This window comes from Paenibacillus sp. JDR-2 (assembly GCF_000023585.1).
Lineage (GTDB): Bacteria > Bacillota > Bacilli > Paenibacillales > Paenibacillaceae > Pristimantibacillus.
On sequence record NC_012914.1, the window covers coordinates 4,874,457 to 4,890,765 of the forward strand.

Here is a 16,309-nt window from a genome sequence, read left to right on the forward strand (position 1 = left end):
GGGTTAACGGAAAGCTTTTTGGCGCCGTGCTCGTTTACTTTGTACCCGACAACTTTAGTAGTCCAAAGCCGGAAGTGTTCGTGTAGGACAGCCCTGTACGGTCATTCCAAATCGCCACGCTGTCACGATCCCCATCGCCGTCTTGATCGTTGTTCACCTGAACATCAAAGCCAATGATGTCCCCGGCTGCCGGCGGCGTGCCGTTCCATTTAATGGAGGCTTCCACCAGATAGCCATTAGCGGTGCGTTTTACCGCAGATACCAGATTTCCGCTTAAAGAGCCGGGATTCACGCTTTGCTCGTTGTCGAAGTTGATCCGGTACTGCCCATCATCCGCTTGATAGCTCGCAGTTGCAGCTTGGTTCTGATCGACGAATATTTCTACCGAGTCCTGCTCCCACGCATTAGGACTTTTCTTGGATAACAATGCATCCGTCACTTCCGCAAGCATATATAAACGCCCTTCATCCCAGAGCGTTCTGACCTTTGCCGTAGCCCCGTTTGTTCCCTGCACCCAGCGGTCTGTCGTAACGACGTTTGCCTTGCTCCAGAGGGAATCTATAAGGCCGTCAACAACGGGCGAGCCCGCCCGAGCTTCCGTATATCGCGGACCTTCTATTAAGGTTAAAACGCCATATTTGGACGTATCGGCATCTTGCGACCCCGTTCTGTCGTTCCAGGAGGTTTTTGTTACTGTACTGCCCGCCTTATCGACAATGCGTACATCAAATCCCAGCTTGTTATTCAGCGACAGGCCATCAACCGGAATGGCCGCTTCGATCCGGTAACCGTCGGCTAGCTTAACGGCTTTGTAATCAGCAGGCTTACCCGGATTTGCTCCGCTCCGGCGGAACGTATATTTCTTGTCATCCGCTTGGTAAGAGGTTGTTTTGCCGTTATTGCCGTCGATGAATACTTCTACCGCATCATTTCCGTTCGTGCTTGGATCCGTCACGTCAACCGTAAGATAAAGGTAACGTGAATCCCACAGCGACTTGAACTTGGCGACAGCCGTTCCTTCGCTCTTAACGGAGACGTAAGGCGACCTGTTCCAGGCATCCTCCAGCTTGCCGTCAATTGCCGCAACGGCATTTGCCGCCGATGTATTCTGAATGTCTACGGGAAGCTTGCTTGGATCTACCAGTGCCCAATAGGCGTATTTCGCTTGAAGCCGTTCGTCGAACAGCAGCGGCCAGTTATTGCGGTCGACCGGGAAGGTTCGCAGCCACGTATTTAAATCGTCCTTGCCCCAGAAAATAACGGCGGTCAGCTGATCCGCGTGCTTCCTGAATACATCGAAAATTTCCTTATACCGCTTCGCTTGTTTCACTTGAAGCTCCAATGGGAATGTCTCGTAAGCGTCATTGTCATTGGTATAGACGCTCATATCCAGCTCTGTTATCTGCTGCTCAATATTCAAATCCGTGAACGCCTGTATCATGTCATCGAGCTCTTGAACCTGCGGATACTCAATGCCGATATGCGTCTGATGGCCAACGCCGTCAACGGGAATGCCTTTATCCTTCAGACGTTTGATTAAGTCATGCAAATCCTGCCGCTTGTCCGGCATATTCGTATTGTAGTCATTGATAAACAGCTTCGCATTGGGATCCGCTTCATGCGCGTATTCGAATGCCTTCTCAATAAATTCTTCTCCCGCGATCTTATACCATAAGCTGTTGCGGAGACCGCCCGGCTGATTATCACCCGGCTCAAGCACTTCGTTCACAACATCCCATGCGTAGATCTTGCCTTTGTAACGGCCGACGACAGCGTCGATATGACGCTTCATCCTGGCAAACAGCAGCTCTTTGCTTGCCAGGTTTCCATTCTCATCGTAGAACACCCAGCTTGGTGTTTGAGAATGCCAGATCAGCGTGTGACCGCGCATGGCAATACCGTTCTCCACCGCAAAATCAACAATTTTGTCCGAGCGCGTGAAGTTGAACTGCCCCTCCTGCGGCTCCGTAGCATCCCACTTCAGCTCATTGCCGGCAGTCAAGCTGTTGAAATGCTTTTTAACCAATTGAGCATCCGGACTGTTTGGATCTTCGATTTCATTAACCAATACTGCCGTTCCCAGCTTGAAATCATCGGCAAATACATCCTTCAGGGACGGAATATCCTGCTGGATAACGATTGGTTCCGGTTCAGGAAGCTGTTCGATCGAAAAATCGTCCACATAAAAATCCAGTGTCGGGTTAGAGGATGCTTCAAAATAAACGGAGAGACTTTGTACCGGCTGCTTCAATTGATATTGGCCGCTAAACTTTACCCAACCGTCTCCTGTAACATTCCCGGAGGTAACTCCCTCATAATTCGTAGTTCCGTCCGTCGTACGCTGAACCGTCATCGATACCGATGAGGCGGCTGTTCCTGCCGGAAGCTTGACCCAAGCGGCAAGCGCATAGGTTTTCCCTTCCGTCATCATGGAGGTTACATCGAGCTGCGGGCCATTCCAGCCTTGCGATCTTCCCGTTACCTGAAGACCGTAGGACCCGGTGTGAGCAGCGACTCCCGAGGCAGACAGCACTTCATTGCCTCCGCGTCCATGCCAGCCTTGGACCGTGCCGTCTTCAAAATCCGTTGCCAATTTCACCGCACTTGCTTCCGCTTCCGCCTGCTTCGGCAGCATGCTCAAGGACAAGGACGCCAGCATCACGGCAATGGCAAGCACGCCTGAAAGAGAGCGTTTCAAACCTTGTTTCTTCATTAATACACCTCACCTTTCGCTTTTCGTGTATATTCCATTAACCGCCCTTACGAGCGGATCATGGCATCATTTCCCGCGGATAAAGGATGATGCGCCCTTCCTCCATCTCAACTCGCACCTTATTGCTGTCCTTGAAGCCCTCGGCATCCAAATAGCCTGCGGGAATCTGGAGACGTCCTGCCTTATCGAGAACCGCATATTCGATATGGCTTTTCTGCTCGGCTTGCAAATGCTCGGCATCCAGCCGTGCCAGCTCATCGGCATACGATTCTCTGCGGATCATCTCCGCAGAGGTTTTGCCGTCCCGGATCTGCACGACCCGATCGACCTTGCGGGCCAGCAGCGGGTCATGCGTGACGATCACAACGGTAATGCCAAGCGTCTGATTGAGGTTTCGGAACAGATCAAGCACCTGCTCAGAGGTCTTCGTGTCCAGCGAGCCGGTTGGTTCGTCCGCGAGAAGCAGCCTAGGCTCATTGGCTAAGGCGATGGCAATCGCCACCCGCTGCTGCTCGCCCCCGGATAGCTCGCTGAGCTTGTTTTTCAAGCGATGGCCGAGTCCAACCGCTTCTAACAGCTCGATTGCACGCGCTCTGCGCCGCCTCCCCTTCAGAAGAATGGGCAGCTCTACGTTTTCAAGAGCCGTCAGATAAGGAATGAGGTTGCGGGCATTGTTCTGCCATACAAAGCCGACTGTCTCTCGTTTATACTTCACAAGCTCCTTTTCGCCGAACGCCAGCAAATCCTTACCGTCTACGAACAGCCTGCCTGCGGAGGGCTTATCCAAACCGCCCAGCATATTCAGCAGTGTCGACTTCCCGCTCCCGGAATTGCCGATGATCGCCATCAGTTCACCGTCTTCCACCTGCATTTCCAATCCTTGCAAAGCAACCACCTCGAGATCGGCGGTTTTGTAGATTTTGACGAGCTCCTCGCATCTGATCATGGTTTATTCCTCCCCCAGCTTCAGCGCCTGAGCAATCCGCGTCCGGGACAGCCGGTAGCCGAGTATAAGCAGACCGATCGTGAGAGTAAGGCCTACGATACTGTAAAGCTGTAAATAATCGCTGAGCTTATAGACAATCTCGAATGGCGGAACCTGCTCGGCCGTCGCAAATGACATTTCGAACAGCGGAACGAACAGCTCGCTGGTCATATTGCCGATTAACACGCCGATAATGACGGCCGCGCCGGAGGTAAGGAGCTGCTCGCTGAGCAGCATGCCGATAATTTGCGGGAATGGAATCCCCATTGCCCGCAAAACCCCGTATTGCAGCGTTCGGCCGGATAAGGCGAGCACCCAGAACAACAGGAAGCCAAAAAAGCTGATCAGCATGGATATTACGAAGCCCAGCGTCATGACTCCATTGATGGCCAGGCGGAACGGATCATTCTTGGAAGTAATCAGCTCCTGCTTCGCATCATGCAGACCGGTCACATTGATTTTCGCTGCCGTCAATTGATCATAGACGGATTGGCTGGAAACGCCGTCCTTCAGCTTCAGCCACACTTCATAAGGCTCAACAGCCAGCCGGTTCTGAATCGTGCTTAAATGGCCGACGATCAGATTTGGCTTTGTTGGTTTTTCTTCGCCATCGGCAGCAGCAGGCAGCGGATTCCAGCCCGGCCAATAATCAATGATGCCGTAGACGGTGAACAAGGCTTCATCCAGTCCGTCCCAATAAATGGTTATCGGATCTCCTGGCTTTACCTTTGCAGCGTCAGCTAGCGACCGCGAGATGAGAACGGCCTTCGGATTGGTCGCCATAAGATTCAAATAGCTGTTGATTGGATAATCGAGAAGACCGTCCTTCATCCAGGTGGTTTGACCGAAATCCTTCGTATCGATGCCAACCAGCGTGGCTGCGCCGTTTGTTTTTTTCGCGCTGCCTGCGCTGAATCTGGCCCCTTCCTTCCGGAACACCTTGGCTGATGCTTCAACACCGCTCAGCTCTTGGAAAGGCTGGAATGGCGGTTCCGTATATTGCACCCGCTTCTCCCCGGAATTGTCTCCAATCCGATTCTGAAGCTCGGCCCCCTGCAGGCTTGGCGGAGGAGCGTCGCTTTCCCATCGCGTGGTCAAGGTCATATCTGCGCCGATGTCATATTTGATTTTGCCTTCCATGTTATCGTTGATGGTCCGGGCCGCATTGGCACTGAACAAACCGGTAGATACCGTCAAGATCAGAAATACTTTGATCGTCAAATACTGGCCTGAAGAACGGCTGATTTGTATAAGCGTGTTATACAGCGCCGGGGGCCACCACTTGCGCCCGACCCAATAAACAAGCCGAATAAACCATGGATAAATCCTTAGCACCAGCAGTCCGGCTCCCAGCGCAAATAGCGCGGGCATTAGAAACAGCAGCGGATCCACCTGCAGGTCATCCGAATTCAGGGCCAGACGCTTCAAATCCTCCTGCCGGTTATTGAAATTGTAGAGCAGATACAGAGCCAGGCCGGCAAGCAAAATATCGATGCCCGTCTTGTGCCAGAAGGAGATCCTGGTCAGCCTTGCCGCCTGCTGCTTATGGTTCACGATCGATACCCGGGTTGCGAGAAACGCCGGGATCAGGATAAGTACGATCGCTCCGGCTACAGCCGCGGCCGCAATTCTGTACGCATTGCTTGTCAAGCTGACCTCAAGAGCCGAGCGCTGCACAAATTCAAGAAATCCGCTCGCGGCCCCCAATACTTTCGTGAAGGTAACGCCAAGAAAAGGACCCACGGCGAGTGCGCTAATTCCTAGCATCAGGCTTTCAAGCGTATAAGCCGTCATAATCTGGAGCCGGCTGGCTCCTCGGCTTCGAAGCACGGATATTTCCGTTTTTTGCCTTTCAATGACGAGATTTGCGGCCATATACAGATAGAAACCAAGCATGAGCATCACCGGAGAATATAAAGACAGCATCATCACATCAAGTTTATCTTGCTTGCCTTGATAGGAGGCTATCGTCTCATTCGCGGGAATATTAATCTCTGCGGAACCAAGCCGTCCGCGGAAATAACTTCGAATCGCCCGATTGGCTTCGGTAAATGCCTCGATCTTATCAATGCCCATCTGTTTGTAGTCCAGCGCATAACGCCATTCCAGGTCGGATACCCTTACCTTGCCGTCCTTCGCGATAAATTCGCGCTCGAATTGCTGGAAGGGAATAATGAATCCGTCAGGCTCATCCGTCGCTAGAAAAGGCAAATACGGATCTGCTGCCGGATCGGTATCGATAATCCCAACCGGAATGACCCGGAACAAATGCTTATCCGCCGTCTCCGCCAAAAGTTCCTCCCCTAAATCGCGTTTAACGGAATTCAGAAACTTTTGCGTCACCACCGCTTCAAACAAGCCGTCCGTGCGGTCAACCGGCATTCGGCCGTCAATCAGACGCACTCTCTTTTCCATATCGGACAACGATTTGAAGCCTCCCGTTGTCTTTTGCGTCTTCTTCTCCTGCTCTGATGCGTCCGCTCCGTACACCTTCATCTTTTGGGTGAAACGCTGCTGATAAAAGGACAGCGCCTCCAATCCCATTCGCTCGGGAATCGATTGAATGTACCGGTCCGCACGTCCAATCGCCTGAGCCGTTTTCTGATCCATCTTGGTCGAAGAAACCGATGTGCTGACCCGCACGTAACCGGGATATACGGAATTCTTGCTTTGAACCAGCTGAAGCTCCTTCTGCAGAGTCCTCTCTAGAATGGCATTCGAATAAAGCGGCATTGAGCTGAAAAGAGCCACGCATACGGTCAGACCAAACCATAAATTCAACTGAAGCCATTTGTTGTTTGCCATCTTGCGGAGAATCATTGTCCATAACGCCATGCGTACACCTCATTCTTGCGCCCTGTCATCAAGGCTTCGTTGTACCGTCAATTGTTCAGAATGACCTGCTGTCCTTCCTCAAGCCCCTTAACGATCTCCACCTCGGTTGGGGTTGTTAGACCAACCTCGACATCCACTTCTTTTTTCCGCTCGCCGTCTGCAACCTGTACATAGGATCGGCCCATGTAAGACCGGATCGCCTTACGAGGCAGCACGATGGCATTTTCGCGTTTCTGAAGTTCAATGGTCATATCGGCGCTATGTCCGATTTGAATGCCTTCGGGCGCATGATCGATCCCCATAACAATGGTTACGGCATTGCCGTTCGGCTTTGCCTGATCCGTGCTGACCGGAGCGCTCGATGGAGACTGCAGCACTTTACCGGTATAGTCCTTTCCCTTGTACTTCAGGCTGACGGGCATCCCCGCCACCACGCCAAGCACATCCTTGGCATCCGATGCCACATAAGTCAATTGCATGCTGGAGGGGTCGGCCACCGTAACGATCGTTTGATAGGCATTTACGCGGTCGCCGGTTTTAATGGAATCGACATAGATCACCGTTCCCGAGATTGGGGAGTACAGCTGCGACTTGTTAAGCCTGCTTTGCATGGCCTGCAGCGATATTTGTTCCCGTTCAAGATCGATTTCCTTCAGCCGTTTGTCTGTTCCGGACGCTCCATCCCTCACGGCTTCGCTATACAGAAGCTGCACCCGCTCTACGCTCAGCTTTTGCAGCCTTACCTGCAGCGCCAGATCCTCTGTCTCCAGCTCGGCCAGCAGGTCGCCGGCCTTCACCTCCTGTCCAAGCTTGACATTAACGGATTTCAGCTGTCCGCCTGATTCGGTAAATGACAGCGTCTTCACATTCGAGGAGACAAAGGTTGCCGTACCCTTCAGCGAGGTTTGAATACTGCCGCGAGTTGCCTCTACCAGATCAAGCTTTTCCTGAACCGGCTGAATAAGCGGTGGCTGCAGTACCGCTTCTTCGCGGGGAAGGAGAGAACAGCCGGACAGTGTTAATGCAATGATCGCAAAGACAGCGGCCCGCTTTGTTCCCCTGCTAGATAAGAGGCATATGATTCGTTGTTTCGGATACAATTTTTCCATCCTCCAATGCAATAACATGATCGACGAGCTCCATAATACCCGGGTCATGCGTAGTAAGCAGAATCGTCATTCCGGAACGGTTAACCAGATCCCTGAACACCCGCATCACCTGCAGTCCCATTCGGCTGTCTAATTCCGCAGTCGGCTCGTCTGCGATCAGAAGCGCGGGTTCATGCGCAATGGCACGCGCAATGGCCACTCGCTGCTGCTCTCCACCGGACAATTCCATCGGACGATGCTTCATCCGTTCCCGCATGCCTACCCGTTCGAGAGCCCGTTCGGCTGCTTCCTTGTTCCCTTTCACCTGCGTTCCTGCTATCCGAAGCCCAAACTCCACATTCTCGTAAGCGGACATAAGCGGAATCAGCCCGAACGACTGAAAGACCAATCCGATCTCCTTGCGGCGCAAGGCATTCCTCTCTTTGGCCGATAAGCCGGTCATTTCTATCCCTTGAAAAAAAACCTGCCCTTCAGTGGGCTCATCAAGCGCGCTTAAAATATTAAGCAATGTTGTTTTGCCGGAGCCTGAACGCCCTTTCAACGCGACCATGGAACCGGCCGGAATATCAAGTTGGATATCCGACAGAGCCGTAACTCCGGCACTCCCTTTCCCGAATACCCGCTTTATGCCTGTTGCCTTGAGCAGTGTTTCTCCGTTTGTTACTGTCTGTTTAGTCTGCTTGGCCAGCATGATTCTTCCCCCCTTTCCCTTTTACAGCCGCTATTTCTGCCTTCTTTAAAAAGTGTAGTGCTAACGGAAAGAGGCAACAACCTGTCGGCTTTTGGTATAACACCTGCCAAGGTATAGATAGTGCCGCAAGCTTACGAAACGAAAAAAAAGCACGTTCCCAAATCGGAACGTGCTTTACTCTGAGCTTCCTTCTATTGTCCAATAATCTCCTTGACCACTTTTTTGGGACGCTGCTCCGTATCGAACAGAAGCGGCCAGTTTTTCCTTCCTCTGACCGGAAAGTGATCCAGCCAGGTATAATCATCCGCCGCTCCCCAGAAGGTGACGCTGGTCAGTACGTCCTTATATTCGCGGAACAGCCCGAAAAATTGCTTGTATCTTTCTTCCTGCAGTCGCATCATATCTGCCGTAGGGGCCGCAAGATCGGTTCGCCTATCGTCAAAGGCAAACATGGATACATCCATTTCGGTAATTTGCAGCTTTAAGCCAAGCGATGCATAACGTTCGATAGCTTCCCGGATCAAGTCCAAAGACGGATCAAACAGATTCCAATGCGCCTGGAGTCCGATGCCGTGAACAGGAGCCCCGTTCTCAAGCAGCGCTTTCACGAGGGAGTAAATCTTTTCTCTTTTGCCAGGATTGCATTCATTGTAATCATTGTAAAACAGTAGAGCATCAGGGTCGGCTTCATGGGCAAAGCGGAATGCCTGCTCTATGTAATCCTGTCCGATGCCATGCAGCCATTTGGAAGGACGCAACCTTTCTTCGCCGTCATCCGTCACGGCTTCGTTTACGACATCCCAGCAGTAGATCGTATCCTTGTATCGATTCACAACCGTCTCGATGTGAGACTTCATCCGGGCAAGCAGCAGCTCACGGCCTGCTATTCCTCCATGGCCGTCCTCAAACACCCAGTCTGGCGTCTGATTATGCCAAACCAGCGTATGGCCTCTAAGCTTCATGCCATTCTCACGGGCGAAGCCCGCAATCTTATCTGCTTGCTCGAAGGTGTACAGATGCTCCTTAGGATGAAGGCTCTCAAACTTCATTTCATTCTCAGCGGTTACGCTATTGTAGTGCTGATTCAACAGCTCGCTCTGGCTGACGATTGTGCGATGATTAACCGCCGCACCAATCAACAAATCATTTTGGAATGCTTCGGCTAACGATTGCTTATCCTGCTTATTAACTGTACTCTCCATGCTTAATCGCACCTCTTTCTTCCTTTAAAATTTTTACTATCGAGATTTGTTAAACCGTTCTCGTATAACGGAAGTAGTCAAAATCAACATAGCCTCCGGATTGCTTGGTTGCATAATTAAACAAGCCAATCCGGTAGCCCATGAAATGGTCCAGCGTGTACTTCATCTGCAATGGGCGTCCGATCGCTTTCCACTCTGCCCCGTCCGCCGAATAATAAAAATAGGCCAGATCAATGCTGTCGCGGAAATCAAAATCAATTTTCACGTAAATCCGGCTGCCGTTATATTCAAGCTTTTCCACGGTTTCCATTCCGCCGTCGCCTCGGTTTATCCCCATTACGACATAACGCTCACCATTGTCCGTCGCTTGTATGCCCACTGTGCCATACCCGCTTTGCAGTGCGACAAGACCGGCATAATCACCATCCTTCATAGCCGACAAATCAAGCACCGTTGTTCCGCTGCACGCCGGCCCTTCCGTCCGCTGGGTCAGCGTGTTGCGAGCCAATACGACGCGATCAACGATATCGCCGGTTGCCAAACGTAAATAACCCGGCCGGGAAGTGACTGACCAGCGCGAATTGTCCGGATTATGATTCCATTGCCAGTTCAATGCCAGCTTGTTCTCTTCGTAATCAAATTCATCGCTGATCACAAGCGGCCTAGACACCGACTCCGGTAAATTCGTCTTAAACGTAACAGGCGCTTTGCCGCCGTCGCCAATCACCGGCCAGCCATCCTGCCAAGTCATAGGCAGGATGCACGGAATCCGTCCGACCGCATCATGATCCTGGAATAAGAAGGCATACCATTCACCGGCCGGTGTGTCGATGATTCCGCCTTGCGCAACTCCCTTGTTGCGATAACCGAGATCATCGTCCAATATGACCTTGTATTCATAAGGCCCAAGCAGCTCCTTGGAGCGATAGCACAGCTCCCTGCGTCGGCCATGTCCGGTTCTTGGCCAGTCGATGAAGAACAAATAGTAATAACCATTCATTTTATAAGCATGACAGCCTTCAATACGCAGTCCAATGCCATCCCGCTCCCCTTCAAGCAGCAGTTGACGAATTCCGCCAGGCTTAATGGAAGCTGCATCCGCTGTTAGTTCGTTCATATAAATATCTCCATTGCCGCTGAATACAAAGACGCGGTCTTCATCGAAGAGGAGTGCCGGATCATGCAGCAGCCCCTTGATCACCGAGCGTTCCCATTTCCCATTCTCAATATCTTCGGTCCGGTAAATATAAAATTGCTGCATATCGTTACTGGAGAAGCAGACATAGAAGGTTCCGTTATGATAGCGCAGGCTGGATGCCCAGGAGCCTTTTCCGTAAATACCTTTGCCGTCCGCTAGATTGTGGGCAGCATGATCTTCGATCCTGTCAAATACGTAATTGACAATCTCCCAATCCTTCAGATTGCGAGATTTCATAATCGGACAGCCAGGCATGGAGTGCATGCTGGTGCTGACCATGTAAAAAGTGTCTCCTACGCGAATCATATCAATATCCGGTACATCCGCCCAAATAATCGGGTTCGTTATAATAGTACTGCTCATTGGAAGTTCCCTCTCTTTCTTAATTAATAGATTTAAAGGACATCTTCCAGCTGCCGCCTGCTGTGGGCATCTAGGATTCGCCAATCGGCAATCTCGCATCGTTTGCCATTCATATCCGTCAGAACGATCCGGTTGCCTCCCGGGAATTGAAGATGCTCGTGCAGATTTCTCATCGTCAGCCGCGTTTCTCCGAGATGGGTCTCGATTTCCCATTTCCACAAATCCGACTTAAACTTCACGCTGGTTATATGTTGTACTTTAGGAAGAAAATATCGGAATTGAAGTTCCTTCTCCAGTTCAGCGGCGCATTCAGCCGACAATTCCGTAATATTGCGGATAATGCCTAGCTCTTTCCCCTCAGTCGTTCTTACCGAAATATATTCGGAAGCAAACCGGAAAGGAAAGGTCCGGCAGATAACTAGTTCTTCGTACGGCTTACCGTCCACCACGCCTTGCAGAACGCCGCCTTTGCCGCGGCTGAAGTAGATCTCTTCCGGCTTAAACATCCGGATATCGTATAGGTCTGCCATCAGCCTTCTACCCCCTTAATCTGAGACAGCTCTTTCTGCGCATCCACAAGCTTGCGGTAAAACCCTTTTTCCTTGCCCAGAAGCTCTTCGTGGGTGCCGACCTCAACAATTTTGCCATGGTCCAATACGACCAGCCGGTCAGCATTGCGGAGTGTAGACAGCCGGTGGGCGATGGCGAATGTTGTCCGCCCTTGGATAAGCCGGGAGATCGCCTCCTGAATCTGCTGTTCCGTTTCCGTATCAACGGATGCCGTCGCTTCATCCAGAATCAGAATGCGTGGATCATGGATAATGGCCCTTGCAATTGCCACGCGCTGCTTCTCGCCACCGGAAAGTTTATGCCCTCGTTCCCCTACGCGTGTGTCGTAGCCGTCCGGCAGACGGACAATAAACTCATGCGCATTCGCAATTTTGGCTGCCCGCATAATCTCCTCGGGCGAAGCATCGGGCTTCGAATATGCAATATTATCCGCTATGGAACCGTCGAACAGGAACGTCTCCTGAAGCACAACCCCGATCTGCTTCCGCAAATCGGATTGGCTGATTTCCCGGATAGAGATACCGTCGATATAGATATCTCCTTCATCCGTATCATAGAACCGGCAGATCAGATTGATAAAGGTTGACTTGCCTGCTCCGGAATGCCCCACGAGACCAATCATCTCGCCCTGCCTCACCCGGAGATTGATGTCTTTCAGTACAGGATGATGTTTCTCATAGCCATAGGTGACTTTATCGAATCTAACCAGACCTTGAATGGTCCCAAGAGCTGCTGGACGATTAGCTTCCGGAACTTCCGACGGCGTATCCATTATTTCGAATACCCGGTGGGCGGCAGCCATGGCATTGCTTGCCCAGTTAATCATTTGGCTGACCCATTGCAAGGGTCCAAACAACATGCCGAGATAAGCAACAAGAGCCATTAGAACCCCAAGCTGCATATTCTCATGAAGCACCTTGTTACCGCCGTTATACCAGATGAGCAGCGTCCCTATTCCCGCAATAAAATTAAATGCCGGGAACATGAACTGCCATAGCCCCTCCATCCGGATATTGTTCCGAACTACTTCGACATTGGCACTTGCATAACGGCTCATCTCCTCCCGTTCCCTGCCAAATGCCTTAACGACACGGATACCCTGCAACGAATCGCCAACAAGCGTATTCAAGCGGAAGATTGAGCGCCATTGCTGGTACCAACGGCGCCCTATCTTCGGCCAGATCGTCATCGACACTGCGATCATGACCGGTACGGGCAACAGCGCAAATAGCGATAACTTCCAGTCCAAGCTCAGCATAATAACGAATATCGCGACGATTCGCAAAGATTCTCCGCACACAAAGACGACTCCGTCTGTCATGAACTGCCGCATCGCTTCCGAATCGCTGTTCACGCGCCCGATAAACTGCGAGGTTTGCCGGCGGTCGAAGAACGAGATGGAAAGACGCATTAAAGAACCGTATATATCCCTGCGAAGATCCCCCATTAGCTTAGAACCGACCCATACGCCGATGTATCCACGTACAGTCTGCATGACTGACAGCATCAAGGTTGTAACGCCTAACCCGAGAATAAGAAACAATAATATCGAGCCCTTATTCTGGGCCTGAAGCACATCGTCGATAATGACTTTTGTCAAATATGGCGGGACCAACTCAACCAATGTGGTCAGTATAAGCATGCAGGCTGCTGCTGCCAAATGTCCTTTATAGGGCTTGGCGTAGCGCAGCATCCGGGCAGCGGCTTTACCGCTGTTCATGCACAGCTGGCAAACCTTCGTGCCTTCATGAAGCGGATTGCCGCAGGTTGGGCAATGCTTAGGAATATCTCGCTCCGATAATACCGGCAGCTCTTCTCTCTTCGCAAGCGCACTGATCAGCTTTGCCGCAAAGTTGAATACCGGCGTCATTGCTGCCGTATAACGCGCTATAACAACGGGACAATCAACGGTATCCGCGAGCAGCATACCGCCTCCTACCGCTGCGACAGCACGTGCTTCTTTCAATTCGCTTACTGCTAACTGGATAGCCGGCGAACCATCTTTCTGCCACACCTTGATGTCTTGGTCCGTTACTGCCAGCCATTGTTCTCCGAAGCGGCCGTCGAACAGCAGGTCGGTTTTCACGCTAAACAGCAATTCTCCTGTGATCTGCTTCCGCAGCTGCTCAGGCAGTTGATCCATAATGGACATAGTCCCCTCCTGCTTTATTGGATATAGCCGTCACATCGTAACTGGCGCAACAAGGAAAGTTTAGCTCTACCCGTCAGCTCCAGCAACCTGCCGGATTTCGGCTCTATTACCCGTCAAGTTATAGATAACCGGCACATTTCATATACGGCCGCCAAACATAGCCTCAGCAGAAACAACAATTGTCCATATGGAAGCAACGTCAAGCTATAGGCTGCCGCAGCCAACCTATGTTTAAATACTTGCGAATCATTCAAAATTCAAATCCAGCCCTTGTCTGCGGGCACAAGAAAGGAACGTGTAACTTTGGATAAGCCTCTTGGCATAACTCCCGCTATGGGATGGAATTCATGGAACACTTTTACCTGGGACATCAATGAACAGTTGATCCGGGATGTTGCCGACCGATTCGAATCGGATGGATACCAAGCAGCAGGTTATGAATATATCGTCATTGATGATTGCTGGAGTCTGAAGCAGCGTGATCAGCAGAGGAATCTTGTTGCTGATCCAGCCAAATTTCCAAGCGGGATGAAAGCACTCGCCGATTATATCCACTCGAAAGGCTTGAAATTCGGGATGTATTCATGCGTTGGCACCCATACCTGTGCAGGCTTTCCCGGCAGCTTTGAGCATGAATTTCAAGATGCCCAATTATTCGCTGAGTGGGGCGTCGATTATTTGAAGTATGATTATTGCTTCAAACCCCGGCATATCTCGGGAGAGTTGCTGTACAAGCGAATGAGCCTTGCCCTTAAAAACAGCGGACGGGACATTCTTTTATCTGCCTGCAACTGGGGCGAGGATAATGTCTACCAGTGGATACGTGAGTCAGGTGCCCATATGTACCGGTCAACAGGCGATATTCAAGATCACTGGGATTCCATTAAAAATCTGGCCCTATCACAGCTGGACAAGGAATGTTATACCGGATCCTTCTGCCATAATGATCTGGATATGCTGGTTGTCGGCATGTACGGAGGCAGCAATAACACGTTTATCGGCAGTAAAATAGGCGGCTGCAGCGACAATGAATACAAGACTCATTTCTCATTATGGTGCTTAATGGGTTCTCCGCTTATGATTGGCTGCGATATCCGTACCGCTAATCCGGAGACCACAAATATTTTGCTCAACCCGGATCTGATCGCTATCAATCAGGATATGGAAAGCCGCGGAGCCTACCGGATTAAGCCGGAGCCCCAATGGTTCCATGCTGATGATGTCTTTATGCTGGTAAAAGTACTGACGGACGGCGACGTGGCTATCGGCTTCTTCAATCTAAGCGATAATCAGCGGGAGCTGTCGCTGCAATTTTGGGATATCGGTCTTCCTTACGCTTCCGGCTTCTCCTTATTGCTGTATGACTGCTGGGAGCATAAGGAGCTTGGCATGTTCAAAGAGCGGTTCGCTCCCGTTGTGCCTGCGCATGACTGCCTGATTGTCCGTGCCAAGCTGGTTAAATAATGAACAGCAAAACTTGCATGAACTGTCAGGCCTCTCTTCAGGCGGACGAGAAAGCGATATACATGAAGCTTGTCTCCAGAACGGCCCAGCAATTCTTATGCATGGATTGTCTCGGAGCAAAGCTTAACTGCGGACGGGAGCCCCTTGAGAAGCTGATACGTTATTTCCGGGAATCCGGCAATTGCGTCCTCTTCCGTTAATGCTTCTGGTCATGGCCATGCAGCGTCATATACTCAGAAGGTGTATATGACGTTGCTTTCTTAAATACCTTTGAGAAATAAAGCTGGTCTTTGTATCCTACCGAGCAGGCGACCGACTTGATAGACAAACCGGACGACATCAGCAGCTCCCGGGCTCTCTCCATCCGGTATGCGGTCATATAGCCGGAAACAGACATTCCGGAAGCCTCCTTGAACAAACGAAACAAATAGCTCCGCTCCAGGCTGACAGCATTCACAATATCCGATACCGTCAAGGTTGTCCGCCAATAATTAATCATGATATATTCCTTCGCCAGCTGGACATAATCAATCGGTTGAGCTTCTCTTGGATAGAACTCCACATAATAGGAAAGAAGCAAACGCAATTGAGCTTCCGTTCTCATTTTTTCAAAGTGCCTCGTATCAGCGCCTACGACCTGAGGGAAATATGGCTTTAAATCAGCCGGACATGCGGCAACTACAGGTTTATCCGACTCAAGCCCGGTCATCGCTATCAGCCGCTTCGCCTCGTCTCCTTTAAACTCGATCCATACATATTCCCAAGGATCCTCGGGATCAGGATAGTAGTAGATCTCCGTTTTCGGAAAAATCATGAAGCTATCGCCTGTCGATAACGGATACTGCTGATTATTGGTCTCCAGCGTTCCCTTTCCGCTGATTATAAAATGCAGAGCATAGATATCACGTACGCCAGGTCCCCACTTATGCCTGTTGGCAGGCTTATAGCCGCTATAGGTACAAATTAACTGACTGCTGTTAAATGCATCAAACAACCTCATAGAATTTCCTTTCCAAAAAAAGACCGC

12 protein-coding genes are annotated in these 16,309 nt (G+C 50.9%); 2 read left to right on the plus strand and 10 right to left on the minus strand.

Going from position 1 to position 16,309, the window contains the following annotated elements; genetic code table 11:
* Positions 1–34: 34 nt before the first annotated feature.
* The 9 genes from PJDR2_RS21430 to PJDR2_RS21475 form a co-directional block, all read right to left on the minus strand.
* Positions 35–2,713, minus strand: a complete 2,679-nt coding sequence (locus tag PJDR2_RS21430; RefSeq protein WP_015845819.1) for an endo-1,4-beta-xylanase — start codon at positions 2,711–2,713, stop codon at positions 35–37.
* A gap of 58 nt (positions 2,714–2,771) precedes the next feature.
* Entirely contained in the window at positions 2,772–3,659 is an 888-nt protein-coding gene (locus PJDR2_RS21435; protein ID WP_015845820.1) for an ABC transporter ATP-binding protein, read from the minus strand.
* Between the two features lie 3 nt (positions 3,660–3,662).
* Positions 3,663–6,533 (minus strand): ABC transporter permease, encoded by a 2,871-nt coding sequence (locus PJDR2_RS21440; protein WP_015845821.1) that lies wholly within the window; start codon positions 6,531–6,533, stop codon positions 3,663–3,665.
* A 47-nt stretch (positions 6,534–6,580) separates the two neighbouring features.
* A complete protein-coding gene (locus PJDR2_RS21445) occupies positions 6,581–7,633 on the minus strand; it encodes an efflux RND transporter periplasmic adaptor subunit (RefSeq protein ID WP_015845822.1) in 1,053 nt (350 codons plus the stop codon).
* A complete protein-coding gene (locus PJDR2_RS21450; RefSeq protein ID WP_015845823.1) occupies positions 7,596–8,333 on the minus strand; it encodes an ABC transporter ATP-binding protein in 738 nt (245 codons plus the stop codon). Before PJDR2_RS21450 ends, PJDR2_RS21445 begins: the two co-directional genes overlap by 38 nt.
* 191 nt (positions 8,334–8,524) lie before the next feature.
* A complete protein-coding gene (locus PJDR2_RS21460) occupies positions 8,525–9,535 on the minus strand; it encodes an endo-1,4-beta-xylanase (RefSeq protein WP_015845824.1) in 1,011 nt (336 codons plus the stop codon).
* 49 nt (positions 9,536–9,584) lie between these two features.
* Positions 9,585–11,096 (minus strand): glycoside hydrolase 43 family protein, encoded by a 1,512-nt coding sequence (locus tag PJDR2_RS21465; protein ID WP_015845825.1) that lies wholly within the window; start codon positions 11,094–11,096, stop codon positions 9,585–9,587.
* A 32-nt stretch (positions 11,097–11,128) separates the two neighbouring features.
* Positions 11,129–11,626, minus strand: coding sequence for a DUF1854 domain-containing protein (locus tag PJDR2_RS21470; RefSeq protein ID WP_015845826.1), 498 nt, complete (start codon positions 11,624–11,626; stop codon positions 11,129–11,131).
* Positions 11,626–13,818 (minus strand): ABC transporter ATP-binding protein, encoded by a 2,193-nt coding sequence (locus PJDR2_RS21475; RefSeq protein ID WP_015845827.1) that lies wholly within the window; start codon positions 13,816–13,818, stop codon positions 11,626–11,628. Before PJDR2_RS21475 ends, PJDR2_RS21470 begins: the two co-directional genes overlap by 1 nt.
* Positions 13,819–14,121: 303 nt before the next feature.
* Between PJDR2_RS21475 and PJDR2_RS21480 the strand changes: the two genes are divergently transcribed.
* Both PJDR2_RS21480 and PJDR2_RS21485 read left to right on the plus strand, forming a co-directional pair.
* A complete protein-coding gene (locus PJDR2_RS21480) occupies positions 14,122–15,282 on the plus strand; it encodes a glycoside hydrolase family 27 protein (protein WP_015845828.1) in 1,161 nt (386 codons plus the stop codon).
* Positions 15,282–15,482, plus strand: a complete 201-nt coding sequence (locus tag PJDR2_RS21485; RefSeq protein WP_015845829.1) for a hypothetical protein — start codon at positions 15,282–15,284, stop codon at positions 15,480–15,482. The genes PJDR2_RS21480 and PJDR2_RS21485 overlap by 1 nt, the downstream gene beginning before the upstream one ends.
* Here PJDR2_RS21485 and PJDR2_RS21490 read toward each other — a convergent pair.
* The gene (locus tag PJDR2_RS21490; RefSeq protein ID WP_015845830.1) at positions 15,479–16,282 is read right to left on the minus strand and encodes an AraC family transcriptional regulator; all 804 of its coding nucleotides are present in this window, start codon (positions 16,280–16,282) and stop codon (positions 15,479–15,481) included. The genes PJDR2_RS21485 and PJDR2_RS21490 overlap by 4 nt on opposite strands.
* Between the last annotated feature and the right edge of the window lie 27 nt (positions 16,283–16,309).